Genomic DNA, 26,953 nt, shown 5'->3' on the forward strand with positions numbered 1-26,953 from the left:
GCCTCAACGGCGCGCCACCTCTCGGCGGCCGCTCCACGGTTCCCACCTGTCGCCGTTCACCCCTCGGCCGGCGGACCGAAGCGGCGCCGGTATCCGCTGGGGCTGAGGCCGGTGCGGCGGCGGAGCTGGGCCCGCAGGTTGGCGGTGCTGCCCAGACCGCTGAGCCGGGCCACCCGTTCCAGCCGCAGTTCGCCCTGCTCGATCATCCGACAGGCGAGGGCGACCCGTTCGGCGGTGAGCCAGGCCAGCGGTGTGGTGCCGAGCCCGGTGCGGAACCGGCGGTGCAGGGTGGCCGCGCTGACGGCGGCCCGGTCCGCGAGTTCGGCGACGGTGAGCGGCCGGTCGAGCCGTTCCCGGGCCCAGTCGAGCAGCGGCCCGAGCGAGGTGTCCGGCACCGCCGGGACGGGGTGTTCGACGAACTGACGCTGCCCGCCGTCCCGGTGGGCGGCGAACACCAGCCGGCGGCTCACCGTGTTGGCCACCTCGGCGCCGTGGTCGCGCCGGATCAGGTGCAGCCCGAGGTCGAGGGCGGCCGCGCTGCCCGCGGCGGTGAGGACGTCACCGTCGTCGACGAAGAGGACGTCCGGCTCCAGGCGCACCCGCGGGTACATCGAGGCGAACCGCTGTGCCCAGCGCCAGTGGGTGGTGGCGCGGCGGCCGTCCAGCGCACCGGCCGCGGCCAGGGTGAACGTGCCGGTGCAGAAGCTCACCAGCCGGGCGCCGCGGCCGGCGGCGCGCCGGACCGCATCGAGCACGGCGGCGGACGGCGGCACCTGCGGGTCGGGCCGGTTGGGCACGATCACGGTGTCGGCGGCGTCGACGGCGGACAGGTCCGCCACCGCGGAGAGGGTGAAGAACCCGCCGTGCATGACGACCTCGGGTCGGGCCGCACAGAGGGTGAACCCGTACCAGGGCCGGTCGAGTTCGGGGCGCCGCAGACCGAACAGCTCGGTGGCGACGCCCAGCTCGAAGGGGTTCGAGCCCTCGTCGACGATGACGGCCACCCGGTGCGAGGATTCTTGCGTCATGTGCGATTTCTAGCACTCGCGACCGGGGGCGGTCACGCGCAGGATGACGGCATGAACGAACCGATCGACCTGCGGACCGCACTCGCCTCCTTCGACGCCCTGTGGAGCCCGCGCATCGCCACCCGGGTGAACGACTACGACGTCCGGATCGCGAAGGTGGCGGGCGAGCACATCTGGCACGTCCACACCGACACCGACGAGTTCTTCCTGGTCCTGGACGGCGAGCTGCGGATCGGCCTGCGCGAGGCGGCCGGCGAGCGGGAGGTGGTGCTGCCCACGGGGTCGGTGTTCGTGGTCCCGCGCGGGGTGGAGCACCGGCCGTCGTCGGCCGGCGGCGCCTCGATCCTGATGTTCGAGCCGACCGGCACCCCGACGGTCGGGGACCGCCACGACCCGGTGCCCGGCCACGTCGACGCGACCACCGGCCACCCGCTGGGCTGACGAGCCCGCGGTCGACCCGGAACCGGCACGCACCGGTGAGCGGGTCACCGCGGCCGGAACTCTGGTGCCGCGCCGTGGAGTTGATCCGCCGCGAATCCCCCGCGCACCGGGGCTGCCTCCTGCACCGGGACTTCCATCCTGGCGACGTGCTGTTCGCCGGACCAGCCGGACGGCCGCGGATCACCGGGGTGGTCGACGTCGGCGCACCTGTACTGGCGGCTGCTGGACGCACCGGCTTTAGCCCCCGACGCGGAGCAGGTGGCCGTCCCGTGGCGCGAACCCGGCCGGACCGGCCTTGCCGGCCCCCTGCTGACCGGCCGACTGGAGGAGTATCTGCGGCTGCTCCTCGACCGGTATGACTGGTATGACCGGCAGGACCCGGAAAGCCGTACGGCCTCGTGAGCGTGTCCGGCCGGCCCGCTCCGTCCACAGCCTGGGGACAACTTTTCCGGTTGATCGCACCGAGCGGCCCGGCGAATACTGCTGAGCCATGGCGATCTTCAGCTCCCACGACGGCACCCGGCTCTGGTACGACACCCTCGGCAGCGGCCCCGCACTGGTCGCCCTGCCCGGTGGCCCGGGCATGGACGCCGGGTACCTCGGCGACCTCGGCGGGCTGGACGCGCAGCGGACCCTGGTCCTGCTCCACCCCCGCGCCACCGGGCGCTCCGAGACGCCTGCCGACCGGGCGGGCTGCTCGTTCGCCGAGCAGGCCCGGGACGTCGAGGCGCTGCGCCGGCACCTCGGCCTCGACGCGCTGGACCTGCTGGGCCACTCGGCGGGCTCACTGACCGCGCAGCGGTACGCCGCCGACCACCCCGACCGGGTCGGGCGGCTGGTCCTGGTCACCCCCGTCGGGCGCGCCGCGCGGGAGCCGGACGAGGAGGAGCTCGCGGCCCTGCGGGCGGCCCGGGCGGACGAGCCCTGGTACCCGGACGCGGCGGCCGCCGAGGCCGAACTGCGGCTCGGCGGGGGCGATCCGGCGGAGCTGGCCCGGCGGATCACCCCGTTCTTCTGGGGCCGGTGGACCGAGCGGACCAGGCGGGCGGCGCTCGCTCCCGGCCTCGCGCCCGCACCGCCGTGGCTGCGCGAGGCGTTCTACGCGAGCGCCGGCGCCCCGCGTCCGGTCGGGATGCCGGTGCTGGTCGTAGCGGGCGGTCGGGACGGGCTGATCGGGACGGCGCCGGCCCGGCTGGTCGCGGCATGCCATCCGCGAGCCCGGCTCGAGGTGATGGCGGAGTCGGGCCACCGCCCGTGGGTGGAGGAGCCGGAGGAGTTCCGGTCGATCGTCGCGGGGTTCCTCGACCGACCGCTGTGACGACGCGTCAGCTTCCGGTGAACCTGCGGTAGGCGGGCGCGAGCAGGTCGGCGAGGTCGCGCCCGCGCAGCGTGATGCCGGACGGACCGAGGCCGTCCAGGGCCGAGCCGTCGAGGGCCGAGCCGTGCGGGGCCGAACCGGCCTGGGCCCCGGGCCGGTCACCCGGTGGGTCGTCCGGGGCCCGCAGGGCGAAGTCGCCCCGCCAGAAGTCGTCCAGGCAGTCGGCCAGCGGCCGGTCCCCGGGCCGGGGTGCGGTCATGGTCACTCTCCGATCGCGTCGGCCGACAGGGTCAGCAGGTCGCGCAGCTGCTCGGCGGGGAGTTCGGTCAGCCACTGCTCGCCCTCGCCGACCACCGTACGGGCCAGGGTCCGCTTGGTCTCGATGAGTTCGGCGATCCGTTCCTCGACCGTGCCGACGCAGACCAGCCGGCGGACCTGGACGTCGCGGTGCTGCCCGATCCGGAACGCCCGGTCGGTGGCCTGGTCCTCGACGGCGGGGTTCCACCAGCGGTCCAGGTGGATCACCTGGTTGGCGGCGGTGAGGTTGAGCCCGGTGCCGCCCGCCTTGAGGGAGAGCAGGAACACCGGCGGGCCGTCGGGCGACTGGAAGCGGGCGACCAGCTCGTCGCGCTGCCGCTTGGGGACGCCGCCGTGCAGGTACAGCACCTCCCGGCCGAGCCGGCCCGCCAGGTAGGGCTGCAGCCGGGCGCCGAACTCGGCGTACTGGGTGAAGACCAGCGCCCGGTCCCCCTCGGCGAGGGCCTCGGTGAGCAGCGCCTCCAGCCGCTCCAGCTTGCCCGAGCGACCGGCCAGCGCCGAGCCGTCGCGCAGCAGGTGGGCGGGGTGGTTGCAGACCTGCTTCAGCCGGCCGATCGCGGCCAGGACCGCGCCCTTGCGCTCGACGCCGCGGATGCCCTGGAGCCTGGCCAGCAGGTCGGCGACCACCGCCTGGTAGAGGCCGGCCTGTTCGGCGGTGAGGCTGCACCGCACGGTGAACTCCTGCTTGGCGGGCAGGTCCGCGGCCACCGCCGGGTCGCTCTTGTGCCGGCGGAGCACGAAGGGGCCGGTGAGGCGCTGGAGCCGGGCGGCGGCGTCGAGGTTTCCGGACTGCTCGACCGGGATCGCGAACCGCTCCTTGAACGACTCCGCGCTGCCGAACAGGCCGGGGTTGGCGAAGTCCAGGATGGCGTGCAGCTCGGCCAGCCGGTTCTCCACCGGGGTACCGGTCAGGGCGATCCGCGGGCCGGAGCGCAGCGAACGGATCGCCCGGGACTGACCGGCACCGCTGTTCTTGATGTGCTGGGCCTCGTCGGCGACGATCCGCCGCCAGTGGGTGCGCCGGAGGGCGGCCAGGTCGCGCTGGACCAGCCCGTAGGTGGTGACGACCAGGTCGGCGGTGGTGTCGGGCAGTTCGCGGTCCGCGCCGTGGTGGACGTGCACCCGCAGCGCGGGGGCGAACCGGGCGGTCTCCCGCTGCCAGTTCCCGACCAGCGACATCGGGCAGACCAGCAGGGTCGGACCGGTCGCGCCGCGGGCCTTCTCGACGGCGAGCAGGGCGAGGGTCTGCACGGTCTTGCCGAGGCCCATGTCGTCGGCGAGCACGGCGCCGAGGCCGAGCCGGGCGAGGGCGTCCAGCCAGGCCAGTCCGCGTTCCTGGTAGGGGCGCAGGACGGCGGTGAAGTCGGCGGGCAGCGCGGGCGCGGGGGCGGCGACGGCCGCCTTCCCGGCCAGCAGGTCGCCGATCGGGCCGTCGGCGTGCACGGCGGTCACCGGCAGCCCGGGCACCGGGGTGGCGTCGGCGAGGGCGAGGCGCAGCAGTTCGGCGGTGTCGATGACGCCGGCGCCGTGGCGGGTGAGGAAGTCCAGGGCGGCGGCGATCTGTCCGGCGTCGACCTCCACCCACTGGCCACGGAGTCGGACCAGACCCTGCTGGGCGGCCGCGAGTTCGGTGAGTTCCTGCCGGGTGAGGGCGAGTTCGCCGACGGCGAGCTGCCACCGGAAGTCCAGCACGTCGTCCCGGTCGATCTTTCCCCGGTGCTGGACGGCTCCGGGTGTCGGCGTTCGGGCGGTGAGCAGCAGGCCGAGCCGGGGGCGGCGCTGCCACCAGGCGGGCAGCAGGACGCCGAAGCCCGCGTCGGCGAGGACGGGGGCGGCCTCGCGCAGGAAGTCGAGGGCTCCGGCGCGGTCGAGGTCGAGGCCGGTCGGCCGGGAGGAGCGCAGGGCGGGCCGCAGTTCGGGGCGGTGCAGGGCGGCGCGTTCGAGTTCGGCGCGGTAGAGCTCCGCGGGGTCGGCCGCCGGGGTGCCGGCCGCGCCGCCCGTGGCCGGCGCGGGGTCGGCGAGCGCGGCGGTGAGCGCGGCGGCGGCCGGGCCGCTGGTCCACAGGTCGGCGGCGGTGACCACCAGGGAGGGGCGTTCGACCGGTTGGAGCAGGAAGTCGAGTCGCCAGCCGTCGAGCGCGGGCAGGCCGTCGGGGTCGTCGTCGGCGGGGCCGAGCGGTTCGGACAGGCGCAGGCACAGCCGCAGCGGGCGGTGCTCGGGGCGCTCGCCGTACCAGGCGGCGAGCCGTTCGCGCAGTCCGGCCGGGGCGGTGTCGAGGCGTCCGTCGGTGGTGGCGAGGGCGGCCAGCCACTGCTCGGTGGGCCCCTCGCCCGCGGGCGGGCCGGTGTCCGCGAGGGCGGCTCTGGCCTCCTGGTCGACCAGGGTGTCGAGCAGGGCGTCGAGCAGGGCGCGGCCGCCGGGTTCGCCCCCGGGGAGGTCCTCGGCGCGGCAGACCGGCGGGCAGCCGGCCGCGAGGGCGGCGGCCTCCTCGCGGGCGGCGGCGTCCGGGGCGGCCTGCCAGCGGGCGTACGCGGCGCCGTCCTCCTCCCGGAGCACGGGCAGCACCAGGCCCCGGCCGAGCAGTCGCCAGGCGAGGTCGTGGACGGCGGTCAGCCAGCGCAGGGAAGCGCCGTAGGCGACCTCGACCGGGCCGGTGCCGGGCAGTTCGGCGGTGGCGCCGGCCCAGCGCGGGTCGTAGAGGCCGCCGAGCAGCTGGGCGGCCTCGGCGGGTTCGAAGAGCAGGCCGGGGACACGCCAGGCGGCCAGTGGGACCGGGCCGGTGGTGACGCCGACGGGCAGGTCCGGGGAGGGCGCGGGCCGGCCGCCGAGGGTGGGCAGGCGCAGGCCGGTCCAGCGTTCGGCACCCTGGTCGGCGAGCCAGCCGAGGCTCGGGGCGATGCCGCCGAGCAGCTGAGCCACGGTGGCGGCGGGGCAGGCGTAGGGGTGGGCGCGGCTGCCGGACTCGGCCCGGGCGGTACGGAAGGCGTGCGCGTCCTCGGCCCACAGCGCGAGGCGGCCGTCGAAGCGCCAGATCGCGTGCAGGGCGTACATCCGGGGCCTTCCGTCGGGGGCGGTCCGTTTCACCTTAGGGCGTCGATCGACCGGGAATCGAGGACCGAAGCTGTCCGCATTCGCCGATAGCGTCGGTACCACCGAGAGCGAGGGGCGGCCGATCGGGCCGCCCGCCGACCGGTGATTTCCGGAGCCGACGAAAGGCGATCGACATGCCCACCCTGGTGAACGCCGAGACCGACGAGCGCGAGGCCCTGCTCTCCTTCCTGGCCGCCCAGCGCGGCGGGCTGCGCCGCGCGGTGCACGGCCTGACCGAGGAGCAGGCGGCGAGCACCCCGTCCGTCAGCGCCCTCTCGCTGACCGTGCTGATCAAGCACGCGGCGCGCTGCGAGCGGTTCTGGATCGCCGACAACCTGATGGGGCTGGGCACCGACAACGCCCGCGACGAGAACAACTGGGCGGACGAGTACCGACTGGCCGAGGGCGAGACGCTGGCGGCCTGGCTGGAGACGTACGAGCAGGTCGCGGCGGAGACCGAGAAGGCCGTCCGGTCGCTGCCCGACCTGGAGGTGGACTTCCCGCTGCCGGTCGCGCCCTGGTTCCCGCCGAACAGCCGCCGCACGGCCCGCTGGGTGCTGCTGCACCTGATCCAGGAGGGCGCCCGGCATGCCGGCCACGCGGACATCATCCGCGAGACGATCGACGGGAAGACCGCTTTCGAGCTGGTCGACGAGACCTCCGCGGCCTGACGGGACCGGCCGGCGGCCCTGCCGGGAAGGGCCGCCAGCCGGCGCGCGGCACCGCGTTCCGGAAGGCCGGCACGCGAGTGGCCGAAGCGAGCGGTCGAAGCGAGCGGTCGAAGCGAGCGGTCGAGACGAGTCGCCGACACCGAGCCCACCGAGTGGTTGAACATTGAACGAATCGGGTCTATGGTGGAGCCATCAAGTTGAAGCCTCAACAAAATAGGCTTCCGACCCGAGGAGCAGTCATGGGCATCTTCAACCGCAGGAACGACTCCGCCGTCGCCGTCGCCGAGGCCCCCGCCGGCCCGGACCTGGCGCACCTGACCGGCGACTACAGCATCGACCCGACGCACAGCCGGATCGGCTTCGCCGTCCGCCACGCGATGGTGACCAACGTCCGCGGCGAGTTCACCGAGTACGAGGGCAAGCTGCACCTCGACGGCACGCACCCCGCCAACTCGACCGCCGAGCTGGTGATCAAGGTCGCCTCGGTCAACACCAACCAGGCCCAGCGCGACGAGCACCTGCGGACCGGCGACTTCTTCGCCGCCGAGACCTACCCGGAGATCACGTTCCGCTCCACGGCCGCCGAGATGGTCGACGCCGACACGTACCGGATGCACGGCGACCTGACCATCAAGGACACCACCCGCCCGGTCGTGCTCGACCTCGACTTCACCGGCTCCGCGACCGACGTCTACGGCGCCGACCGGGTCGGCTTCGAGGGCGGCACCACCGTGGACCGCACCTCCTGGGGCCTGACCTACAACGCGGCCCTGGAGACCGGCGGCGTGCTGATCGGCGAGAAGGTCAAGCTGACGCTGGACATCTCCGCCGTGAAGGCGGCCTGATCCGGCCACCTCGGCCCCGTGTCCCGGCACCGCCCCCGCCGCACCCGTCGGCGGGGGCGCCGCCACACCCGCGACCCCGCCCCCGCCGTCCGCCAGCCATCGCCCCCGGGACCTCAGCCCGGCAGCAGGGCGGCGTCCTCGGCCGGCAGCCAGCTGCCCGGCGGGCGATGCAACCAGCCTTCCCCGGCACCGAGTTCGGCGACCGCCGCACACAGCGCGGCCAGCCCCGGATGCCGCAGGTCCGGCCGGTGCACCAGGCCCAGCAGGCTCAGCGGCACCGGCTCGACCAGCGGACGGGTGACCCCGCCCGGGATCTGCGGGCCGCCGGTGGTGGAGAGCACCGGTTCGCGGTGCCGGGCCAGGTAGCGGCCGAACTCCCGGAGGCCGACCGCGGGCGCCCGCCCGGGTGCGGCCACCAGGCCGTGCGCGTCCAGGAGCCGGCGGCCGAGATCGGTCCACTCGCTGGTCGCCGGGTTGCCCGCGCAGATGTCCACCGGGTGGCCCGTCAGCGCACGCAGCGGCACCTCCGCCAGCGCGGCGAGCGGATGGTCCTCCGGCAGGATCACCGCCATCCGTTCCAACCGGACGGGCACATGCGCGAGTTGGGCGCGCAGCACGGCCGGAAGCCCGGCGAACCGGCCGAACGAGACGTCCAGTCGATGATCCACCAGATCCCGCGCCGCGGCCGCCAGCCCGCCGTGGAACCGGGCCAGCAGCTCCTGCTCGGGCAGCGCCCGGCGGGCCGCTTCGAGCACCCGCCCCTCGGCCTGGTCGGGGCCGGCCGGTTCGCTGTTGACGTCGATCAGCAGCGGCCGGGTGTCCGCAGCGGTCAGGATCTCGTCGTGCAGGGCCAGCAGCCGCCGGGCCTTGGGCAGCAGCGACCGCCCCGCGTCGGTCAGCTCGACGCTGCGGGTGGAACGGTGGAAGAGCGCGTCCCCGAGCGTCCGTTCGAGACTCCGGATGTCCCGGCTGAGCGCCTGCTGGGCGAGGTGCAGTCGCTCGGCGGCCCGGCCGAAGTGCAGCGTCTCGGCGGTCGCGACGAAGCCGCGCAGCAGGCGGGGGTGCAGGTCACGGGGCATGCGGCAGAGATTAACAACAGAACTGCGTGAATCGCTGCGAACAGGTGTTGGACCGCCCGCGGCTCCCCCGGACAGGCTGGGAGCCCCGCACCGCACCGCACGCACCGATCAGGAGCCCCGCCCCGTGTTCGCCCCGTACCGCCGTGTCCTGTCCGCCCCCGGCAGCCTCGCCTTCACCCTGGCCGGACTGCTCGCCCGGCTCGCGTTCGCGATGACCGGCGTCGCCACCCTGGTGCTGATCGCCGACCGCCGCGGCTCGTACGCGCTGGCCGGCGCCGTCTCCGCCACCGGTGTGATCGCCGCCGCGGTGGGCATGCCGCTGCTCGGCCGGCTGGTCGACCGGCACGGCCAGGCCCGGGTCGCCGTACCGGCCGTGCTGGCCGGGGTCGCGCCGCTGCTCGGACTGGTGTTCTGCGCCCGCACCGGCGCGCCGGACTGGACGCTCTTCGCCTGCTGGGCGGCAGCCGCGACGGCACCCAACATCGGCGGCATGGCCCGCGCCCGCTGGGCCCACCTGTACCGGGACGACGAGACCGCCCGGCACCGCGCCAACTCGCTCGAACAGGCTCTGGACGAGCTGTGCTTCATGGCGGGCCCGGTCCTGGCGATGCTGCTGAGCACCGGGATAGCCCCCGAGGCCGGACTGCTGACCGCCGGCGCCCTGTGCACCACCGGCGTCCTGCTGTTCGCCGCCCAGCGCTCCACCGAACCACCGGTCCGGCCGGCCCCGGCCGGCGGCCGGGCGCCGCTGCGCTCCGCCGGGCTGCGGGTGCTGGTCCTGACCTTCCTGGCGACCGGCGTGGTCTTCGGCTCCCTGGAGGTCACCACCGTGGCGTACACCGACGCACTCGGCCACAAGCCGCTGGCGGGGGTGCTCCTGGCCCTGGTGGCCGCGGGGTCCTGCGTCTGCGGGCTGGCGTTCGGGCTGGTCCGGCCGCGCCGTTCGCCGGCCGTCCGGCTGCTGGCCGGGGTGGCCGCGATGGCCGCGCTGCTGCTCCTGCCGGTCGCCGCCGCGCTGACCGGGGCCGGCCTCGCCGTGCTCGCGGTGGCCCTGCTGGCGGCCGGGTGCGGAACGGCTCCGACCATGGTGAGCGGCATGACGCTGGTTCAGGAGCTGCTGCCGCGACGGCAGCTCAACGAGGGCATGGCGGTCGCCGTGGCCGGAATCCTGGTCGGGATCTCCGTCGGGGCCGCCCTCGGCGGCGCGGTCGCCGAGCGGACGGCCCCGGGCACCGGCTACTGGGTGCCGGTCACCGGGGCCGCACTGGCCCTGCTGATCGCCACCGCCGGACGCCGCCGGCTGCGACGCACGGCCTGAGCACCCGGTCGCTCGGGCTGCGACGGCCGGGTGCGAGTCCGGAAAACCCCCCGGCGGCCTGTCGGCGGCGTCCGCTAGCCTCCCGCCCATGGACACGTCGATCACGTACCTGCGCGGTGACGCCACCGCGCCGCAGGCGAAGGGCCCCAAGGTGATCGCGCACGTCTGCAACGATCTCGGCGGCTGGGGCAAGGGCTTCGTGCTCGCGCTGTCCAGGCGCTGGCCGGAGCCGGAGGCGGCGTACCGTCGCTGGCACCGCGAGCGCGCCGGGAACGACTTCGGCCTGGGCGCGGTGCAACTGGTCCAGGTCGGTCCCGCCCTGTGGGTGGCGAACATGGTCGGCCAGCGCGGGATCAGGACCGGCCGCTCGACGGGGGTCCCGGTCCGCTACGAGGCGATCGATGCGGCGCTGGGCCGGCTCGGCCCGCAGGCCGCACGGCTGGGTGCGTCCGTCCACATGCCGCGGATCGGCTGCGGGCTGGCCGGCGGGCGCTGGGAGCGGGTGGAGCCGCTGGTCCGGGCCCGGCTGACCGAGCAGGGCGTGCCGGTCACGGTGTACGACCACTGACCCTGGCGGCGGGCCAGCCGTACTCGTACTCGGGCAGCGTGTACCCGCCCGGGAACGCGGCCGTGCCCTCCGCCGTACGCACCCCGCCCTCGCGCTCGTAGAACGCGACCGCCCGGACGTTGGCCCGCAGCACCTCCAGCCGGACCGGCGCGGGGGTGCTGTCCAGGGCCGCCCGCAGCAGCCTGCGGCCGATGCCGCCGCCCGTGCGGCCGGGCCGGACGTGCAGGTTGTCGAGCAGTGCCCGGCCGTCCTCCTCCGGGACCAGGTAGGCGAAGCCGAGCAGGTCGCCGCCCCGGCCCTCGGCGACCAGCAGGGTCGGGGTGTTGGCCGGCTCGCCGTAGTCGGCGCCGAGCCGGATTTGCCAGAGCTCGCGCCGCTCGGCCGGCATCCCGTCGCCGAGCGCCTCGTCCGGGACCAGACCCGCGTAGGCCGTCCGCCAGCTCTCCGCGTGCAGGGCCGCGACGGCGTCCGCGTCGGCCTCGCCGCCCACCCTGATGACGATCTCCGATTCCATCGCCCCACCCTCCCACACCGGCCACTTGAACATGTTCAAAAGACCCCCTACAGTCATGCCCAGAAGGTTTTGAACACGTTCGAAACGGAGTGGTCCCGATGGACTACGCAGTTGTCAGCTATGCCGCCTACCTCCCGGTCGCCACCGGCGTCACGGTCTGGGTGGCCCGGACCCTCAGCCGGAACGGCCGGATCTTCCTGGCCGACGTGTTCTCCGGGGACGACCGCCTCGCCGACGCCGTCAACCAGCTGCTGGTCGTCGGCTTCTACCTGATCAACCTCGGCTTCGTCGCGCTCTGGATGCGCAACGACGAGGTGGTGGCCGACCTCCAGGGCGTCTTCAACGCCCTCTCCTACAAGCTCGGCACCGTCCTGCTGCTGCTCGGGGTGATGCACCTGGGCAACGTGTACGTGCTCAACCGGATCCGCCGCCGCGGCAGCCTCGACAAGCAGCAGCGGCCGCCGGTCCCGCCGCAGGCCTGGCTGCAGCCCGGCCAGGTCTGAGCGGGCCCGGCCATGAGCAGTCCGGCCATGAGCGGCCCGATCACGGGCAGCCCGATCACGGCGCTGCCGCCCGTACGGCGGCTGACCGTCCTGCACGACCCGAACTGCGGGCTCTGCCGCCACCTGACCAGATGGCTGCGCACCCAGCGCCAGCTGGTGCCGCTGGAGTTCGTCCGGGTCGCCACCGAGGAGGCCCGGGCCCGCTACCCCGGGCTCGACCACGACGCCTCGCTCGGCGAGATCACCGTGGTCGGCGACACCGGGGAGGTCTGGCGCGGGGCACCCGCCTTCGTCGCCTGCCTCTGGGCCCTCGCCGGCCACCGGGCGCTCGCCCAGCGCCTCGGCACCCCGGCCGGCCTCCCGCTGGCCAGGGCCGCGGCCTACGCCGCCAGCCAGTACCGCGCGGCCACGGGGGCCGGCCGGGCCGTACCGGGTGTACAGGGGTCATCCGGTACGGCCCGGCCCGGCGGGACGGGGATCGATTGCGACTCGGGGACCTGTGCCCTGCCGGGCTAGGCTCAGGGACCGTGGACGACGTGGCATCGACTCAGGGTGAGAGCAGCGGACCCGGCACCACCGGGCGGACCGCCGAGGACCTCGCCGCCGGCACGGGCATCCCGCCCGTCCCGGCTGGCGAGGTACGCGGCGGCAGGGCACTGCCCAAGACCGACAAGAGCGAGCAGACCAGGGCCCTGATCCTGGAGACCGCCATGCGGCTGTTCCAGGAACGCGGCTACGACAAGACGACGATGCGCGCGATCGCCCAGGAAGCCGGGGTGTCGGTCGGCAACGCCTACTACTACTTCGCGTCGAAGGAATTCCTGATCCAGGGCTTCTACGACCGGATGACGTACGAGCACGCGGCCGACGCCCGGGCCCGGATGGCGCACACCAGGGACTTCGCCGAGCGGCTGGAGATCACCCTGACCTCCTGGCTGGACTGCGCGGCGGGCTACCACGAGTTCGCCGCCCAGTTCTTCCGCACGGCGGCCGACCCGGACAGCCCGCTCAGCCCGTTCTCCAACGAGTCGCACCCGGCCCGCGCGACGGCGGTCGAGCTGTTCCGGGAGACCCTCAGCGGCTCCGACCTGGCGCCGAAGCTGGACGCCGAGCTGGTCGAGCTGATGCCCGACCTGCTCTGGCTGCACCTGATGATCGTGGTGCTGTACTGGGTGTTCGACCGCACCCCGGACACCGAGCGGACCCGCGCCTTCGTCAAGCGCTGCACCCCGCTGGTGGCCAAGGTGGTCAACCTCTCCCGGTACCGGGTCTTCCGTCCGCTGGTGCGCGACGCCAAGGGGCTGATCCAGGACTTCGTGCTGCCGACCGTCGGTCGTACCGTCCGCCCGTGACGTCGCCTTCCCCGCCGAGTCGCCCGTACCCGCCGCCCTGACCGGCGGACCGGCCTTCGCCGACCGTCCGTCAGAAGCCGTCCGGATTCCAGGCCTGCCGCGGGGTGCGCAGCAGCAGGTCGGCGGCCGCGGCCGCGCCGGGGCGGACCTCGGTGAGCAGGGCGGCGGCGGCCAGCCGGGTCGCGTTTCCGGTGCCGAGGTAGAGCTCGGCGAGCCGGGCGGCCGCCAGGGCGAGGTCGGGGGCGTCGTCCGTCGGGACGCAGCGGCCGGTGCCGTCGGCGGCGGTCTCCAGTGCCCACCGGCCCGCGGCGTAACCGGCCGGGTCGGTGACGTCCAGGACGATCCGGCCGGGTGCGGCGTAGGTCCGGGCGGCGAAGGCGGCGGGGACGTCCAGCAGGCGCAGCCAGGTGAAGTCCCCGGTCTCGTCGGCCGGTGCGGCGCCGCGCGGGTCGTTGAGCAGCAGCCGCAGCGGGTCGTCCGCGCCGAGGCTCTCGACCAGTACGGTGCGGACCCAGTCGACCGAGAAGGCCAGCTGCCAGAGCGCGTTGGCGGTGGGCTGGTCGAGGGCGAAGTGGTCCAGGACGGTGAGCGTGCAGTCGGGGAGGTTGCCCGCCCACTTGTCGTCCACCGTGTAGGTGATCAGTCCGGTGACCTGGCCGTCGGCGTCGCGGTGGAGTGCGGCGAACGGCTCCTTCCAGTCGAAGCCGGGCAGCGTGACGTCACCGGTGTGCAGGCGCCACCAGGCGTCGTAGCGGCTGATCGCGCCCGGCTGGGTGCGGCGCCAGCGCTCGTGCAGGTCGCCGCCGAGCTTGCGGAGGTCGGCCATGTCGACGAAGTCGATCCGGCCGCCGTCCGGGACGGGCAGGCCGGCCCGCAGGCCGCCCGAGCGCGTCAGGTCGATGCGCAGCCCCTGGGCCTGGGTGGCCGGGCCGAAGCCGTACCGGCCGTAGATGTTGTACTCGGCCGCGATCAGGATGGCGGCGGCGCTGCCGCGCTCGCGGGCGGCGGCCAGGTCGTGGTCCATCATGGCGGTGAGCAGGCCGCGGCGGCGGTGGGTGGCCGTGACGGTGACGGAGGTGATGGCGTCCACCGGCAGGGTGGCGCCGCCGGGCACCGTCAGCTCGCTGTCGAAGCTGCGGAAGGTGGCGACGCAGCGGTCGCCGCCCTCGGAGGTGTCGAACGCGCCGAGGCTGCGGCCCGGCTCGAACAGCAGCCGGCGCCAGTCCAGGCCGGGCTCCAGGTGCGGTCTCAGGAATCCGCGGGCGATGGCGCGGTCCCAGTCCGGCAGCTCCTCCGCGGTCACCGCGCGGATCTCGATCTCCTGGCCGGGGCGGCCCCGTGCGACGTTGCCCATCCGGCCACCGTACGGCGCGGCGCTGGGGGCGGCATCTGCTTTTCCGCCCCCCCTGGCCCAGTGCCCCGGCACCCCTGCGGCGCGGCGGCCCGGCCGCACGGCAACGGCGGCAGAAAAACGTGGGAACGGCGGTGCACCACCCACCCGGTGCGGTCAGGGGAACCGCGTCCCGCGGCGGGCTACGGGCTATGGGCTACGGGCGGGCGTAGAAGTCGGGGATTCCCATGATCCAGAGGCTGGCCTGCTTGATGGCCGCGCCTGGGCGGGGGGCTTCGATCATCTGGTCGCCGCCGAGGTAGATGGCGACGTGGTAGATGTCCTGGGGGCGGCCGGTCCTGGTCCAGAAGATCAGGTCGCCGGGGCGGAGTTGACGGTACGAGACGGGCGTGGACTCGGCGTACTGGTCGGCGGCGAAGTGGGTGAGGCTCCTTTTGCCGCCGGTGCGCCAGGCCATCATGGTCAGCCCCGAGCAGTCGTACCCGGTCGGGCCCTCGCCGCCCCAGAGGTAGGGCAGGCCGATCGTGGCGCGGGCGAAGGCGACGGCGGCCTGGGCGCCGCCCGCGGACCAGGCGTTGTCGGTGGCGGGCCGGGACGGCGCCGTGGGGGCGGCCGGCACGGCGGCGGCTGCCGCGGCGGCGGCCAGGGCGGCCGCCGCGGCCTCCTCCTCGGCCTGCCGGGCGGCGATCGCCTCCAGGGCCTCCTGGCGGCGGCGTTCCAGGTCGAGGGTGGTGTTGCGGGCCGCCGCCAGCTCGGTGAGGAGCTGGTCCCGTCGCCGGGCGGTGTCGGCGGCCTGGTCCTGCCGCGCGGCCAGCTGGGCCTCGGCCTGCTCCCTGGTGGTCCGGACGTTGTCGGCGGCCCGGCGGGCCTCGTCCTCGGCGGCGCGGGCGGCGTCCGCGGCGCGGGTGGCCTCGGCGGCGGTGGCGGTGGCCTCGTCCAGGATCTGCCGGGCCCGGCTGCCGACCATGCCGACGGCGGCGGCCTGCTCGGTGGCGGCGCGCGGGCCGCGGGCTCCCAGCAGGGCGTCGATCGCGGAGAGTTCGGCGGAGGCGCCCTGCCGGTAGGTCTCGGCGGCGAGCTGGGCGGCCCGTTCGGCGGCGGCGGCGCGGGCGGTCTGCGCCTCGGCCGAGCGCCGGCCGGCGGCGGCGGCCGCGGTCCGGGCCCGCGCCAGCCCGACCTGTGCGCCGTTGTGGGCCTCGACGGCCTGCTCGGCGGTTCGTCCGGCTTCGGCCAGGGCGGCCTGGGCGGCGGCGAGCCGGGCTTCGACGGTGCTGCTCGCGGCGGCCTTGGCGTCGGCCTGTGCCTTGGCGCGGGCGACCTCCTCGGCCGAGGGGTACGCGTCCTCGGCGGGCGCCACCGCGGTGGCGGGCACGGGCGCGGCGGCGGCTCCGGGCAGCAGCCCCACCACGCCGGCGAGGGTGAGCACGAGCGTCGGCAGCAGTCTGCGGGCCACGGCCACGGCCTTTCTTCCGTCTTCGGCTGATGGTCGGTCCCCTGCCCCACCAGGTGACCATCCGGTCACTCACGGTGATTTTCCCAGAGACGGCCGCCCGCCGGTGAGACCGCCATACGGCCGCCCGGGTGAGATGTCGGATTGTCTGCTCGGCGGCCCCTCGGCGCCATCGGCGGCGGCAGCGCGGGCGGGGCCTGCTGTGCGGCGGCGAGGCCCGGGCTCAGCGCTTGGGCTGGGGGTGCGGCAGCCGCGGGTGCCGGTACGGCGTGCGGGCGCCCGCGGCTGCGGAGGCGGGGCGGTCCGAACCGGGCCGGACGGCATAGGTGCGCAGCCGTCCGGCGTGCACGGTACGGCGGCGCCGGCGGGCGCCGTCCTCCCGCTCCGGGTCCGGGCCGGCGGACGGGTGGGCCCGCTGGGCCACCGGGGACGCGGAGCGCCGGTCGGCGAGCCGGGCCGAACGGCGGGCGAGCGAGCGGGCCGCGTGGGCGTCCAGGTGGGCGGTGGCCCGGGCGGCCATCCGCTCGGCGACCCGGTGGGTGGCGGTGTGGTGGGCGGGCACCTTGTCGGGGGCGCCGGCGATCAGGTCGAAGAGCCAGGTGCGGGCGCGGTCGGCCCGGGCGTGCAGCAGCCGTTCGCGGCGTACCGCGCGGCGCCTGCGGCGCGGCCGGTCGGCGTACCGCCAGCGGGCCCAGGGGCTGGTCGGCCGGGCCAGCCGGACGGCGCCGACGGCGGACAGGCCGGGCACCATGATGCCGAGCAGCCCGGTCCACACCTTGCCCTTGAGCAGGGCGACCACCGACAGCAGCGCGTTGACGGAGATCACCGCGACCAGGCCCCAGCGGCCCCAGCCGGTGGGCGAGCTCTGGCCGGGTACCACGCCGAGCGGGACGTAGCCGGTCAGCAGCAGGGCGGTGACCAGGATGCCGAGGATCACCGCGTCCACCGACTTGCGGCCCTGCGCGCTCCAGTAGACGTCGTCGAGGTGCAGGATCAGGGCGAACTCGTCCAGCACCAGCCCGCAGCCGATGCCGAAGCTGAGCCCGAACCAGTTGATCCAGGGGTGGCCGCCGTTGGTGGCGATCACTCCGATGCCGCCGAGCAGCAGGAAGCCCAGGCCGAAGACCATGTGGTGGATGTGCAGGCCGCCGGGGGCGATGTTGCCGGGCCACCAGCGCACCTTGGCCCGGATCATCCGGACGCTGAAGCGGATGCAGACGAAGGAGGTGATGAAGCCGGCGAGCAGCAGGAAGAGCGGTTGCTTGTGGGTCGCGACGATGTGCTCGCGGTAGCCGTCCAGCAGGGTGCCGATCATCGTGGTGCTTGCCTTCGTTCGGTGGTGCTCACGGTCCTTCCGGCTAACGGCCGGTCAGAACCCCCGGGTGCGCTTCGCCGCTCTGCGGGGTACCAGCAGGTACGGCGCGATGCGGTCGGTGGCACCGGGTGCCTTCATGAACAGACGCGCGACCTCGCCTCCCAGGTTGACCCCGATGGCGAGGGCCATCGCGATCGCCGCTGCCCGGCTGATCGAGACCAGCCCCGCACTGGAGTGTCCCTGGGCGAGGGCGAGCATGCCGAGGTAGAGCACGGATCCGGGCATCAGCGGGCCGATCGCGGCGGTCACGTAGGGCAGCGCGGAGGCGTAGCGGTAGCGGGCCATCAGCTGGCCGAAGAGGCCGACCAGGCCGGCGGCGAGGCCGGTGGAGACGATCGGGGAGATCTCGGCGTTGTAGGCCAGGACGCCGTACGTGGACCAGCCGATGGCGCTGTTGAGCACCACCATGGGCAGGGCGCGGCGGTCGGTCTGCAGCAGCATCGCGAAGGCGGCGGTGAGCACCATCGCGGCGAGCAGTTGCAGCGGCGGGTCGACCGAGCCGGCCAGGCTCTCGTCCGGCCGCAGGTTCGCGTTGAAGTTGACGCCGACGTACAGCACCAGCATCACGCCGATCACGATGCCGGCCACCAGGTAGACGACTTCGAGCAGGCGGGCGGCGGCGGTGATGTAGAAACCGGTCAGGCCGTCCTGGACGGCGGCGACCATGGCCCGGCCGGGGAGCAGGGCGAACAGTCCGCCGGTGATGACCACCGAGCCGCGCAGGTGCAGGTCGTTGAAGGAGAGCGCGATGCCGAAGGCGGCGGCCGGCATCGCGCCGATCACGAACTGGTAGAACTCGGGCAGGCCGCGCTTGGCGATCAGGGCGGCCAGCCGGTCGCCGAGGACGGCCGCGACGAAGGCGCTGCCGAACACCAGCCAGGCCTTGCCGTCGACCTTGCCGCCGACCAGGAAGGTGGCCGCGCCCGCCAGCAGGCCGGTGGCCAGGGCGAGCACCCAGATCGGGTACGGGTGCCGGTTGCGGCGGATCCGGGCGAGCCGGCGGTAGGCGTCGTTGATGCCGGCCCGCTCGGCCGTGATGTCGGCGACCAGCCGGTAGACGGCGGCGAGGCGGGTGTAGTCGGAGGTGCGGCGGCGCACCACCCGGTCCGCGGTGACGGGGGCGTCGGTGAGCGAGGGCTGGTGCGAGATGGAGATCAGGGTGAAGGTGACCTGCGGTTCGCAGTGGTCCAGCCGGTAGGCGTGGGCGATGCCGAGCATCGCGGCCTCGACGTCCTCGGCGGCCTCGCCGCTGGCGAGCAGCAGCTCGCCGATCCGGAGTGTCAGGTCGAGGATGCGCGGCACGTTGCGGCCGCTGGCGGAGGGGTGCAGCTCGCGGGAGGTCCGCTCGAAGGCGGGGCGCTCTGCCATCGGGGTGCGCAGCAGGGTGCGCATCCGGTCCGGCCAGGGGGCGTCGCCGGGCGCGCCGGGCTGCAGGGCGGATATGGCGATGCCGGCGGCCGGGGTGTAGCCGGCGGCGCGCCAGTCCTCCGGGGTGAGGGTGTCCTCGGCGACGCTGCGGGGCTGGTCGGCGGGGGCGGGGGCGAGCAGGCCGTCGGTCTGCAGCGGGGCCGGGGCGAGCGGGGTGACGGTCTGCGGCTCGACCGGCGGCGCGTCCGGGCCGAGCAGGCCCTCGGTGGGCGGCGGCGCGTCCGGTGCCGTGGTCTCACTGCCGCCGTCCTGCCGGCCCCGCTTCGGCACGTCCGCTCCTCGCCGCCCCTGGTGGCCGCGCCGGCCACGGTGTGCTCCCGTTTCTGCCCCCACCTTGCCCGATCGAACGGCCCGGTGCATATGTACGGTGCGGTGGACCTGCGGTTAAGACTCTCCGGCCGGTCGGTTCAGGCCCGGGAGTCGGCCGCGTGCGAGCGCCTGGCGCGGAGCAGTTCGAACACCACGGGGAGGACGGAGACCAGCGCGACGCCGAGGCAGATGAACTCGATGTTGTCCCGGACGAAGGCGATCCTGCCGAGGAAGTAGCCGAGCGCGGTGACGCCCGCGCCCCAGAGCACGCCACCGATCACGTTGTACACGCCACCGATCACGTTGTAGAGGACGAAGGTCCGGCGCTCATCCGGCCGACGCCCGCCACGACCGGGGTGAAGGTGCGGATCACCGGGACGAAGCGGGCCAGCACGATCGCCTTGGCCCGTGCCGCCCGCTCAGCGGGTGAACCAGGCTCCGCTCTCCCCCGAGGCGTAGGCCTTGATGATCGCCAGGGCGATCGCGATGCCGCCGACGGCCGCGACCGCACCCGAGAACAGCGCGACGGCCGAGCTGATCACGGACACCACCTCGACCGTGATCACCACGGCGCGGACCCAGCCGTACCGGCGCGGCGTCAGCACCGCGCACACCACCAGCAGCACCGCGACGGCGATCGAGACCAACGCGACCAGCTGGATCAGGCCGGTGCCGTCGTCGTTGCCGTGCGAGGCCTCGTCGCTCGCGAGCGCATAGAACAGCACCCCGGCGAAGCCGTTGATCAGCGCCTGGACGACGATGCCCCCGATCGCGAACTTCAGCGCCTTCGGCATCGGACCGACGGCGCCTGCCTGATAGGTCGTCATATGTCTTCTCCCCCTTGACTCGTGCCGTACCGCGAGGCTCCAGCGGCGACGGCTTCCTGTCAACAGATGTGGCAGGGCTGACCGGCGCACATGAGCTCAGAACGAGCGCCCTCCCGCACGCCCCCCTGGCCGTCGACGCGCCCGGGGCGCCGCCGACTACCGGTAGTCCTGCTCCCGGACGGGCCGGCCGGGCGGCACCGGCCTGAGCCCGAAGGCCCCGAACGCGATGGCGGCACTCCGGCCCAGACCGCCCGCCGACCTCCGCCGCGACGCCCGCCCGGCCGCCCCGGCCGCCCCGGCACCCACCGTGCGATGCATCCCACCCATGGCCCGTACCCCCCGCTCGACATCGGTGCTTCGCCCTCAGTCGTACCGGCCGCCGACCGGGTTCATCCACGTGCGCGGGCAAACTCACACATCCCGGCGAAACCGTGGACACCCGTACGCCGGTCGCGCGACGGCGGCGACACGCGGCTCGCCAAGACTCGACCAGGCCCGCGGGGCCCGCACCGCAGAACCGGCCTCAGTCCCGGTCCGCGGCCCCGAGCTGCCCTTCCTCCTCAAGGAGAACGGTGAAGCTCAAGAACTTAGCCTGACGGATATCCGGCACGGCCGTCCTCGTGGTCGCCCTCGCGCTGCCGGCCGTCACCGGAACCCAGACCGCATCAGCCGCGACCGGCACGGACGCCGCGGCCCTCGCCGCCGCGAACGTCGGCTAGAGCGCCAGCACCTGCGCCGACAACCCCACCCACAACAGCCTCGGCGGCGACCAGTTCGGCACCAGCTGCTCCGGCGGGTTCAGCGGCGGGCCCGAGTACTGGTGCGCCGACTTCGCCAAGTGCCCGCACCCCACCCCCGTCCCCGCCTCAGACCTCGCCGAACGCCCCTGCGGCGGCGGCCCGGACGAAGGCCGCCCAGGCATCCCGCGGAAAGACGAGCCCGGGGGCATCGGGGCTCTTGGAGTCACGCACGGGGACGACGGCGTCGAGGTTGTAGGCCACCTCGATGCAGTTGCCGCCCTCCTGATCGCTGTGCGCACTCTTGAACCAGTGCGCGGCGCTGAGGTCGGCCTTGGGGCTCACGTTCAACAGCTCCTCCATGACACTGCGGATCAGCCTTGCCGAATCCGATGCGGACAGCGCGTCGGCCCTGAGTCGTTCATAGGCTTTCGAGCGTCGCAGCAACTGGTGCGGTTCACTGATGAAATGGCCCTTGGCCAGGCCCTCAGTGTAGAGCCACTGCGCGCCCTCGGGCAGATCGATCAGCGTGAACGACACACCTGCGGGCGTCCGTTCGCCGAGCTCGTACGGCGCCACCTGGAGCACGACGTTCGGGCGCGCCCCCACCCTGAGGAGATGCTGCAACTGCTCGTACATGACCTGCCGTCCGCCGACCCGCCGCTCGATGGCCGACTCGTCCAGCACCACGACCAGCAGCGGCCCGTCGGGGGCGAGGAAGCGGTTCTGCCGGCTCAACCTTGCCGCCACCCGCTCGGCGATCAACGCCTCGTCGCCTGCGGCGTCGCCCTGCGACAGGATGGCCCGTGCATAGGCGGGTGTCTGCAGCAGGCCGGAGACCCACGAGCTCTGGTACTCGCGAACCACCGTCGCCTCCGCCTCCATCTCCACATAGCGGCGGAACCAGTCCGGGTGTTCGACCTCCCGGTGCCAGTCGACCTTGGCCCACGCCGCGGCCAGCAGATCCCCCGTACCGAGCAGCTCGTCGCAGTGCTGGATCAGCCTCGCCTGAGGCACCCGGTCACCCGACTCGATGCGGGAGACCAGGGAGCGGTCACAGTGCAGCTTCGCCGCCAGGTCGGTGATGGTCAGCCCGGCCCGCTCGCGTGCGGTGGTGAGCAGCCAGGCGAGGAACTGGGGCGAACACTGCTCCCCCTTCGGAGCGATCGCCGCACGTCGGACCATGTTTCCAACTCCCGCCGTGACGCTCCCGGATGGCACGCTTGATCCCTCGTCACGCTACTACTCCGCGGTCATGCTTGGTGGCAGAGAGCAACGTATCCGGGGCGCGCGGGAGCGCACCCGACGGAAGGAGCGACCATGCACGCCGTGACCGAGCGGCCCGCGCCGCCGAAGGCCGGGTGACCGCCGTGGGGTCCGTGATCGACCGGCACACGGCCGACGCCCGCGGAGAAGCGGCCTACGCGCTGCGGGAGTTGACCAGATCCCTGGACGCCGCGCACGTCAGACTTCCCTCCCTCGGCGTCGACTGGCGCTCCGCCCGGGTCTCCGGCACCGTCCTGGTGGAGCTCGGCGCGGTCCGGCCCGATGTCGCGCTGCGGCTCGCGGCGGTGGTGTGGGCGGGGTCGACGGCGCCGTGGCAGCCGGCCGTCGGCGAGCCGGTGGTGGACCTGGCCTCGGGCCGGGTGGGCGAGTTCCGGGGCGAGGCCGACGGGCGGTGGTGGCTGCGTCCGCGCGGGGGCGGGCGGGAGTGGGACGCCGATCCGCGGATGGTCCGGGCGGCCGGGGAGCGGGCGTGAACGAGACGGCGCTGCACGGCTTCCGCTGCCTGGAGCGGGACGCCTCGGGTACGCCCTGCGGGGCCGAGTCGGGGCTGTCCGACGGTGAGGAGGCCGCCCGGAGGTGGCTGGGCGGCCATCAGGCGGCGTACCCGCACCACCTCGCGTTCGTGCACATCTGCCATCGCGGCGGCGGAGCCCGCTCCCCCGCCGCGACGGCAGTCGGGCCGGGTCAGAGGCCGTAGCGCTCGACGATCTCCCGGTGCCGGGCGGTGTCCAGCCCGCCCGCCTCGGCCAGGTCCAGCCAGCTGACCGGGTGCGGCCAGGCGGCCGTCAGCCGCAGCAGCAGGGCGTCCGCGTCCGCCGCCGAGGCGGTGGGCGGGACGCCGAGCGCGGCGTAGATGCCGGGCAGGCCCTCGCCGTCCTCGTCCGCCGGGTCGGTGACGTGGTACTGGTCGCCGCTGTACGCCCAGACTCCGAAGCCGGCCTCCTGGAGGGCGCCGCGCAGGGCGACCCAGTGCTCGTCTCCGGGCCAGGCGCCGTCCAGCCAGTGGGTGGTGTAGCCGGCCGGGTCGAGCAGGGTGAGCATCTCGAAGATGGGACGCCAGTGCTCGCGCGCCTCGTCGGTCTCGGGCGGGTCGTTCAGCACCGCCGGCCCGAAGACCACGGTGTCCCGGTGGTTGAGCGGGAGTTCGTCGCCGAGCACGGGCAGCACCCGGGCGGTGGCCGGGCCGGTGCGGATCGCCGGGAACTCGGCGGTGGAGCCGTTGGTCCGGGTGGCCCGCAGGGTGATGATCTGCCACTCCTCCTCGACCGGGCCCGAGTCCTCCTCGAACTCGATCTCCAGCCGGGCGCCGACCGCGCGGACGGTGTCCCAGTCCCGGTTGGCGGAGGCGGCGGTGATCAGGTGCCAGAGGTCGGGCTCCTGAACGGTGCGGTGCTGCTCCTCGGGCCCGGCCTCGGCCGGGTCAAGCGCGTACTCCAGCAGCTCCTGGTAGATCCGCTGGGCTGCCGCGTGGTCGCCCGTCCTGGTGGCCGCGGTGGCGGCCAGCCGGCGGGTGTTGATGGCGTCCGGCTCGTGGGCCAGCACTCCCGCGCAGTGCTCGCCGACCTCGGCCCACCGGTCTTCGGCGGCGGCCCAGCGGGCGCGCAGCCAGTGCGCGTCCGAGGGTGCCGTGGTCAGCAGCCGGTCGGCGAGGCGGCGGACGCCGTCGCCGTCACGGGCGTCGATCAGCATCGAGCCGAGCATGCCTGCCAGGTAGTCCTGGTCGCGGCCCCCGTCCAGTTCGGCCCAGAGCAGGTCGGCGGCGGCGCGGGTGTGCCCGAGCAGGCCGAGCACCGCGGCCAGGTTGGCCACCAGTGCGGGGGTGTCGGCGGCGGGGTCCGTGCGCGCGGCGGACAGCAGGTCCGCCCCGGTCTCCGGGGCGGGGGTGTGCTCGGCCAGCCAGTCGACCAGGTCGGCGGCCGGCACCGGGAGTTCGGCGACCGGCAGCGCCTCGGCGGCGGTCTTCAGGTCCGCCAGCCGGTCGGCGACGCCGTCGGTGCGGCGCAGCGCGGCGAGCTTGCGCTCGCCGGTGGCGACCAGGGTGAGTGCGACCGTCCGGGCGCCGCGGGCGACGGCGAGGCGGCCGGCGGCCAGCAGCAGGTCGAGGCAGGGGCGGTGCGAGCCGGCGGTGTCGAGGTGGCCGACCCAGCGGGCCAGCAGGGCGCCGAGTTCGGCGTCGTTGGCGAGTGCGCCGTGCGGCAGCGCGCCGGCCTCGGCGAGGAGTTCGACGGCGCGGGCCCAGCGGTGCCGGATGTCGGCGTACTGGTCGGCCTCCTCGGCGGGGGGCAGCAGTTCGAGGGCGGTGTCGGTACGGCCGAGGGCGGCGAGGTTGAGGGCGCGGCCGGCGGCGAGCTTGCGGCGGTCGTCGTCGTCGAGCCGGTTGCGGCCGGCGACGTGGGCGTGTTCGGCGGTGTCGTACGCGGCCAGGGCGTCCTGGTAGCGGCCGAGCCGGTGCAGGGCGGAGGCGCGGCTGTGGCCGAAGGCGAGCGAGACCTGTTCGCCGGCGGCCTGGATCCGGGCCTGGGCGCGGTCGAGGTGGCCGAGTGCCTCCTCGCTGCGGTCGTCGTCCTCCAGGGTGTCGGCGTACTCGCGGGAGAGGCAGTCGAAGCAGGCCCGGGCGGGTTCGACCCGCTGCAGGGTCTCCTCCAGCACGGCGAGGCGCTCGGGGACGTAGCCGGGGCCGTCGATGTTGGCGTGGCAGATGGTGAAGTCCTGGACGGCGCAGACCGACTGCGGGCAGCTCGCGGTCTCCTCCCGGTGCGCGAACTCCAGCAGGGAGACGGCCTCGGCCATCGCGGCCTCGCCCTGGTGACGCTTGTTCAGCAGGTTCTGCAGCCGCCAGTGGCGCAGGAAGACCTCGACCCAGGGCAGTCCGAGGGCCCGGGCGGAGGCCAGTGCCTCCGGGTACATGGCGTCCAGCTGTTCGTTGCGGCCCTCGACGGCGTGGCCGGCGATCTCGGCGAGCGCGGTGGCCAGCCGGTGCTGGCCGGACTCGGCGAGCTGGCGGTGGGTGTCGTGCACCCAGCCCCAGATGTCGGTGGTCATGCGGTGTTCCCCCCGTGGTGCGGTGCGGCCGCCGGGTGCGCGGCCGACTCGGTGGTACCGGTGGTGCCGGTGGAACCAGTGGTTCGGGTGCTTCGGGTGCTTCGGGTGGCGACGGTGGTACCGGCGGTGCCGTGTGCCGCCGTCATCCGGGCTCGCCCGGCTTCTCGTCCACGGTCGGGGTGGCGGCCGGTCCCGACAGCCGGTCGGGTACGGCGACCGTCGCGGGCATCGCGGCCGTGAGCGCGGAGACCGCGGTGCCGACGCCGGCCAGCGCCGCCGTCAGGTCGCCCGCCGCGGAGCCGGCCGCGGAAGCCATGATCACCTTGAGCGAGCGGAGCAGCGCGGCAGCCGTGGTGCTGCCGGTGTGCCCGGTGCGGTAGGCCGTCAGCAGGTCCTGGACGGAGGGGGCCGCGAGGTTGAGGTACAGCCGGGCCTGTACGGCGCCGTCGGTCCTGGCGGTGAAGGCGCGGGCGAGCCGCAGCGCGGCGGAGGGGATCCGGGCATCGGCCTGGTCGTCCTCGATCCGGGCCTTGAGCTCGGCCTCCCGGTCGGGCACCAGCACCAGCGGCAGGCCCGGCGGGTCGAACCGGGCCGGGACGAGCTGTTCGCCCTCGTCGGCCAGGGCGGCGCCGAGCCAGGCGGTCTCCTCGGCGGGCAGCGGGCGCTCCGGGTCGCGGAACAGCTCCCGGTTGCCGCTCTCGCTGCCGAGTTCGACGATCCGGCAGTCCCGCAGCTGGGCGTAGCGACGCAGGAACGGCAGCACGGCGTACCGGTCGCCGCGGGCGATCGGCACCTGCATGGCGCGGTACAGCATCTCCTCGAAGCCGCCGCCGCTGCCGAGCGCCACGTGCACGGCGCCCGAGCCGGCCGCCCGCAGCGCGCCGGCCGTCAGGTCGCCCTGCGAGGTGGGCACCGGGACGTCGTCCGCGAGCAGGGTGAACAGGCGGTCGTCGCAGAGCGCGGCACCGAGCAGGTCCTGGCCGTGCCGGGCGAGGATCCGCCGCCAGGCCGCGGGGTGCAGCCGGGCGGTCTCGTAGAGGCCGTCCACGATGGCGTCGGTGAGGGCCTGCTGGAGGGCGCGGTAGTGGTCGTCGCGCTGGAGGTCCTCGCGGCTGGCGGTGGGGGTGAGCCGGCTGGACTCGACCACGCCGCCGATGAACCCGGCCCAGCTGGGCAGCAGGTCGCGGGCGTCCTCGGAGAGCAGCATGCCGCGCAGGTAGACGGAGAGGTCGCGGTTGTCGCTGGAGCCGTAGGTGCCGCCGTCCTGCACCCAGAGCAGGCCGGCGGCGTCGGTCCTCCCCTCGACCGGCTCGACCGGGAAGGCGGTGAGCGGCTCGAACCGGCGGCCGAACGCGGTGGCGAACCGCATCCGCGCGGCGTGCGGGTCGCCGTTCGGCTGCTCCGTGCGCCAGGGCACCGGGACGTCGTTGACCGGCGTCTCGTCGTCGCCGACGTAGACCGGGATCGGCAGCAGCACGCAGTACCGGCCGAGCACCTCGCGCAGCGCGTACTCGTCGGCCAGGTGGGCGTGTTCGGGCTTGAGCCGGAGTTCGACCTCGGTGCCGGGGGCGGGCCTGGGCGCGACGGGCTCGACGCTGTACTGCTCGCCGCCGCGGCTGCGGTAGCGGTGGCCGAGGTGCGGTTCGCGGTGCGAGGTGGTGGTGACGGTGACCTCGTCGGCGACCGAGAAGGCGGACAGGAAGCCGAGGCCGAAGGCGCCGATCAGGTCCTGGTTCCCGGTGAGTTCGCGCAGCATCCGGGTGTAGCCGGTGCCGACGGTCGCCAGGTAGGCGTGGATCTCCGGCTCGGTGAGGCCGGCGCCGGTGTCCTCGATGGCGACGGTGCGGCGGGCCGCGTCGCCGCGCACCCTGATCAGCGGCGCGGCGGCGGTGTCCGGGTCCTCCAGCCTGAGCCGGGTGTGCGAGTCGTGGGCGTTCTGCACGAGTTCGCGCAGGGCGACCAGCGGGGTGGAGTAGAGATGGGTGGCGAGAACACTCACCAGGCCGCCGAGATCGACCTCGGTCGTGCGCAGATTGTCGGCGGCGGAGAAATCGCCGGCGGGCCCGTGACCGGGCGGCAGACCTTGAGACATGAGGCCCCAG

At 74.6% G+C, this 26,953-nt stretch carries 26 protein-coding genes and 1 pseudogene; 12 read left to right on the forward strand and 15 right to left on the reverse strand.

The window, feature by feature from the left end:
* Window positions 1-56 precede the first annotated feature (56 nt).
* Entirely contained in the window at window positions 57-1,028 is a 972-nt protein-coding gene (locus tag OG871_RS18185; RefSeq protein WP_371497875.1) for a helix-turn-helix domain-containing protein, read from the reverse strand.
* 51 nt (window positions 1,029-1,079) lie between these two features.
* Between OG871_RS18185 and OG871_RS18190 the strand changes: the two genes are divergently transcribed.
* The 3 genes from OG871_RS18190 (at window position 1,080) to OG871_RS18200 (ending at window position 2,787) form a co-directional block, all read left to right on the forward strand.
* On the forward strand, window positions 1,080-1,469 hold the full coding sequence (locus tag OG871_RS18190; RefSeq protein ID WP_371497876.1) for a cupin domain-containing protein: 390 nt from the start codon (window positions 1,080-1,082) through the stop codon (window positions 1,467-1,469).
* Window positions 1,466-1,828 (forward strand): phosphotransferase, encoded by a 363-nt coding sequence (locus OG871_RS18195; protein ID WP_371503351.1) that lies wholly within the window; start codon window positions 1,466-1,468, stop codon window positions 1,826-1,828. The genes OG871_RS18190 and OG871_RS18195 overlap by 4 nt, the downstream gene beginning before the upstream one ends.
* Window positions 1,829-1,959: 131 nt before the next feature.
* Window positions 1,960-2,787, forward strand: coding sequence for an alpha/beta fold hydrolase (locus OG871_RS18200; protein WP_371497877.1), 828 nt, complete (start codon window positions 1,960-1,962; stop codon window positions 2,785-2,787).
* A gap of 7 nt (window positions 2,788-2,794) precedes the next feature.
* Here OG871_RS18200 and OG871_RS18205 read toward each other — a convergent pair whose 3' ends face one another.
* Both OG871_RS18205 and OG871_RS18210 read right to left on the reverse strand, forming a co-directional pair.
* Entirely contained in the window at window positions 2,795-3,046 is a 252-nt protein-coding gene (locus OG871_RS18205) for a hypothetical protein (protein WP_371497878.1), read from the reverse strand.
* Window positions 3,047-3,048: 2 nt separating this feature from the next.
* Window positions 3,049-6,156 carry a DEAD/DEAH box helicase gene (locus OG871_RS18210; protein ID WP_371497879.1) on the reverse strand — a complete coding sequence of 1,036 codons (3,108 nt, stop codon included), beginning with the start codon at window positions 6,154-6,156 and terminating at the stop codon, window positions 3,049-3,051.
* 173 nt (window positions 6,157-6,329) lie between these two features.
* Here OG871_RS18210 and OG871_RS18215 point away from each other — a divergent pair, with 173 nt between their 5' ends.
* Together OG871_RS18215 and OG871_RS18220 are read left to right on the forward strand one after the other, a co-directional pair.
* Window positions 6,330-6,866, forward strand: coding sequence for a DinB family protein (locus OG871_RS18215; protein ID WP_371497880.1), 537 nt, complete (start codon window positions 6,330-6,332; stop codon window positions 6,864-6,866).
* A 239-nt stretch (window positions 6,867-7,105) separates the two neighbouring features.
* Window positions 7,106-7,711: a YceI family protein gene (locus OG871_RS18220; RefSeq protein ID WP_371497881.1), complete on the forward strand. Its 606-nt coding sequence runs from the start codon at window positions 7,106-7,108 to the stop codon at window positions 7,709-7,711.
* A gap of 113 nt (window positions 7,712-7,824) precedes the next feature.
* Here the strand turns inward: OG871_RS18220 and OG871_RS18225 are convergent, their stop codons facing one another.
* The gene (locus tag OG871_RS18225) at window positions 7,825-8,790 is read right to left on the reverse strand and encodes a LysR family transcriptional regulator (protein ID WP_371497882.1); all 966 of its coding nucleotides are present in this window, start codon (window positions 8,788-8,790) and stop codon (window positions 7,825-7,827) included.
* Between the two features lie 124 nt (window positions 8,791-8,914).
* Between OG871_RS18225 and OG871_RS18230 the strand changes: the two genes are divergently transcribed.
* Together OG871_RS18230 and OG871_RS18235 are read left to right on the forward strand one after the other, a co-directional pair.
* Entirely contained in the window at window positions 8,915-10,108 is a 1,194-nt protein-coding gene (locus tag OG871_RS18230) for an MFS transporter (RefSeq protein ID WP_371497883.1), read from the forward strand.
* Window positions 10,109-10,196: 88 nt separating this feature from the next.
* The gene (locus OG871_RS18235) at window positions 10,197-10,676 is read left to right on the forward strand and encodes a macro domain-containing protein (RefSeq protein WP_371497884.1); all 480 of its coding nucleotides are present in this window, start codon (window positions 10,197-10,199) and stop codon (window positions 10,674-10,676) included.
* On the opposite strand, the gene OG871_RS18240 is transcribed toward OG871_RS18235, so the two are convergent.
* Window positions 10,657-11,190, reverse strand: a complete 534-nt coding sequence (locus tag OG871_RS18240; RefSeq protein ID WP_371497885.1) for a GNAT family N-acetyltransferase — start codon at window positions 11,188-11,190, stop codon at window positions 10,657-10,659. The two genes, OG871_RS18235 and OG871_RS18240, sit on opposite strands and share 20 nt — an antisense overlap.
* A 98-nt stretch (window positions 11,191-11,288) precedes the next feature.
* Between OG871_RS18240 and OG871_RS18245 the strand changes: the two genes are divergently transcribed.
* The 3 genes from OG871_RS18245 (at window position 11,289) to OG871_RS18255 (ending at window position 13,045) form a co-directional block, all read left to right on the forward strand.
* Window positions 11,289-11,693 carry a hypothetical protein gene (locus OG871_RS18245; RefSeq protein WP_371497886.1) on the forward strand — a complete coding sequence of 135 codons (405 nt, stop codon included), beginning with the start codon at window positions 11,289-11,291 and terminating at the stop codon, window positions 11,691-11,693.
* A 27-nt stretch (window positions 11,694-11,720) separates the two neighbouring features.
* A complete protein-coding gene (locus tag OG871_RS18250; RefSeq protein WP_371497887.1) occupies window positions 11,721-12,209 on the forward strand; it encodes a thiol-disulfide oxidoreductase DCC family protein in 489 nt (162 codons plus the stop codon).
* 98 nt (window positions 12,210-12,307) lie between these two features.
* A complete protein-coding gene (locus OG871_RS18255; protein WP_371503352.1) occupies window positions 12,308-13,045 on the forward strand; it encodes a TetR family transcriptional regulator in 738 nt (245 codons plus the stop codon).
* Window positions 13,046-13,115: 70 nt separating this feature from the next.
* Here OG871_RS18255 and OG871_RS18260 read toward each other — a convergent pair whose 3' ends face one another.
* From OG871_RS18260 to OG871_RS18295, 8 genes and pseudogenes are all read right to left on the reverse strand, one after another.
* On the reverse strand, window positions 13,116-14,399 hold the full coding sequence (locus tag OG871_RS18260; RefSeq protein ID WP_371497888.1) for a GNAT family N-acetyltransferase: 1,284 nt from the start codon (window positions 14,397-14,399) through the stop codon (window positions 13,116-13,118).
* Window positions 14,400-14,592: 193 nt separating this feature from the next.
* Window positions 14,593-15,849: a C40 family peptidase gene (locus tag OG871_RS18265; RefSeq protein WP_371497889.1), complete on the reverse strand. Its 1,257-nt coding sequence runs from the start codon at window positions 15,847-15,849 to the stop codon at window positions 14,593-14,595.
* Window positions 15,850-16,069: 220 nt separating this feature from the next.
* Window positions 16,070-17,161 carry a hypothetical protein gene (locus tag OG871_RS18270; RefSeq protein WP_371497890.1) on the reverse strand — a complete coding sequence of 364 codons (1,092 nt, stop codon included), beginning with the start codon at window positions 17,159-17,161 and terminating at the stop codon, window positions 16,070-16,072.
* Between the two features lie 54 nt (window positions 17,162-17,215).
* Window positions 17,216-19,009, reverse strand: coding sequence for a threonine/serine exporter family protein (locus OG871_RS18275; RefSeq protein ID WP_371497891.1), 1,794 nt, complete (start codon window positions 19,007-19,009; stop codon window positions 17,216-17,218).
* A 77-nt stretch (window positions 19,010-19,086) separates the two neighbouring features.
* A pseudogene (locus tag OG871_RS18280) lies at window positions 19,087-19,361 on the reverse strand (DedA family protein); the annotation flags it as partial.
* A 16-nt stretch (window positions 19,362-19,377) separates the two neighbouring features.
* The gene (locus tag OG871_RS18285; RefSeq protein WP_371497892.1) at window positions 19,378-19,785 is read right to left on the reverse strand and encodes a hypothetical protein; all 408 of its coding nucleotides are present in this window, start codon (window positions 19,783-19,785) and stop codon (window positions 19,378-19,380) included.
* A 715-nt stretch (window positions 19,786-20,500) separates the two neighbouring features.
* The gene (locus tag OG871_RS18290; protein ID WP_371497893.1) at window positions 20,501-20,623 is read right to left on the reverse strand and encodes a hypothetical protein; all 123 of its coding nucleotides are present in this window, start codon (window positions 20,621-20,623) and stop codon (window positions 20,501-20,503) included.
* A 28-nt stretch (window positions 20,624-20,651) separates the two neighbouring features.
* A complete protein-coding gene (locus tag OG871_RS18295; RefSeq protein ID WP_371497894.1) occupies window positions 20,652-21,707 on the reverse strand; it encodes a Scr1 family TA system antitoxin-like transcriptional regulator in 1,056 nt (351 codons plus the stop codon).
* Between the two features lie 185 nt (window positions 21,708-21,892).
* Here OG871_RS18295 and OG871_RS18300 point away from each other — a divergent pair, with 185 nt between their 5' ends.
* On the forward strand, window positions 21,893-22,282 hold the full coding sequence (locus tag OG871_RS18300; RefSeq protein WP_371497895.1) for a hypothetical protein: 390 nt from the start codon (window positions 21,893-21,895) through the stop codon (window positions 22,280-22,282).
* Window positions 22,279-22,506 (forward strand): hypothetical protein, encoded by a 228-nt coding sequence (locus tag OG871_RS18305; protein WP_371497896.1) that lies wholly within the window; start codon window positions 22,279-22,281, stop codon window positions 22,504-22,506. Before OG871_RS18300 ends, OG871_RS18305 begins: the two co-directional genes overlap by 4 nt.
* On the opposite strand, the gene OG871_RS18310 is transcribed toward OG871_RS18305, so the two are convergent.
* Window positions 22,494-24,851 (reverse strand): hypothetical protein, encoded by a 2,358-nt coding sequence (locus OG871_RS18310; RefSeq protein WP_371497897.1) that lies wholly within the window; start codon window positions 24,849-24,851, stop codon window positions 22,494-22,496. The two genes, OG871_RS18305 and OG871_RS18310, sit on opposite strands and share 13 nt — an antisense overlap.
* A 142-nt stretch (window positions 24,852-24,993) precedes the next feature.
* On the reverse strand, window positions 24,994-26,943 hold the full coding sequence (locus OG871_RS18315) for an ATP-binding protein (protein ID WP_371497898.1): 1,950 nt from the start codon (window positions 26,941-26,943) through the stop codon (window positions 24,994-24,996).
* Window positions 26,944-26,953 lie beyond the last annotated feature (10 nt).

It is taken from the genome of Kitasatospora sp. NBC_00374, assembly GCF_041434935.1.
Taxonomy (GTDB): domain Bacteria; phylum Actinomycetota; class Actinomycetes; order Streptomycetales; family Streptomycetaceae; genus Kitasatospora.

Bases quoted from the DNA above. Each gene is read 5' to 3' on its own strand.
- OG871_RS18185 (WP_371497875.1), bottom strand. From the start codon at position 1,028: ATGACGCAAGAATCCTCGCACCGGGTGGCCGTCATCGTCGACGAGGGC.
- OG871_RS18190 (WP_371497876.1), top strand. From the start codon at position 1,080: ATGAACGAACCGATCGACCTGCGGACCGCACTCGCCTCCTTCGACGCC.
- OG871_RS18200 (WP_371497877.1), top strand. From the start codon at position 1,960: ATGGCGATCTTCAGCTCCCACGACGGCACCCGGCTCTGGTACGACACC.
- OG871_RS18205 (WP_371497878.1), bottom strand. From the start codon at position 3,046: ATGACCGCACCCCGGCCCGGGGACCGGCCGCTGGCCGACTGCCTGGAC.
- OG871_RS18210 (WP_371497879.1), bottom strand. From the start codon at position 6,156: ATGTACGCCCTGCACGCGATCTGGCGCTTCGACGGCCGCCTCGCGCTG.
- OG871_RS18215 (WP_371497880.1), top strand. From the start codon at position 6,330: ATGCCCACCCTGGTGAACGCCGAGACCGACGAGCGCGAGGCCCTGCTC.
- OG871_RS18220 (WP_371497881.1), top strand. From the start codon at position 7,106: ATGGGCATCTTCAACCGCAGGAACGACTCCGCCGTCGCCGTCGCCGAG.
- OG871_RS18225 (WP_371497882.1), bottom strand. From the start codon at position 8,790: ATGCCCCGTGACCTGCACCCCCGCCTGCTGCGCGGCTTCGTCGCGACC.
- OG871_RS18235 (WP_371497884.1), top strand. From the start codon at position 10,197: ATGGACACGTCGATCACGTACCTGCGCGGTGACGCCACCGCGCCGCAG.
- OG871_RS18240 (WP_371497885.1), bottom strand. From the start codon at position 11,190: ATGGAATCGGAGATCGTCATCAGGGTGGGCGGCGAGGCCGACGCGGAC.
- OG871_RS18245 (WP_371497886.1), top strand. From the start codon at position 11,289: ATGGACTACGCAGTTGTCAGCTATGCCGCCTACCTCCCGGTCGCCACC.
- OG871_RS18250 (WP_371497887.1), top strand. From the start codon at position 11,721: ATGAGCGGCCCGATCACGGGCAGCCCGATCACGGCGCTGCCGCCCGTA.
- OG871_RS18260 (WP_371497888.1), bottom strand. From the start codon at position 14,399: ATGGGCAACGTCGCACGGGGCCGCCCCGGCCAGGAGATCGAGATCCGC.
- OG871_RS18270 (WP_371497890.1), bottom strand. From the start codon at position 17,161: ATGATCGGCACCCTGCTGGACGGCTACCGCGAGCACATCGTCGCGACC.
- OG871_RS18275 (WP_371497891.1), bottom strand. From the start codon at position 19,009: ATGCACCGGGCCGTTCGATCGGGCAAGGTGGGGGCAGAAACGGGAGCA.
- OG871_RS18285 (WP_371497892.1), bottom strand. From the start codon at position 19,785: ATGACGACCTATCAGGCAGGCGCCGTCGGTCCGATGCCGAAGGCGCTG.
- OG871_RS18295 (WP_371497894.1), bottom strand. From the start codon at position 21,707: ATGGTCCGACGTGCGGCGATCGCTCCGAAGGGGGAGCAGTGTTCGCCC.
- OG871_RS18310 (WP_371497897.1), bottom strand. From the start codon at position 24,851: ATGACCACCGACATCTGGGGCTGGGTGCACGACACCCACCGCCAGCTC.
- OG871_RS18315 (WP_371497898.1), bottom strand. From the start codon at position 26,943: ATGTCTCAAGGTCTGCCGCCCGGTCACGGGCCCGCCGGCGATTTCTCC.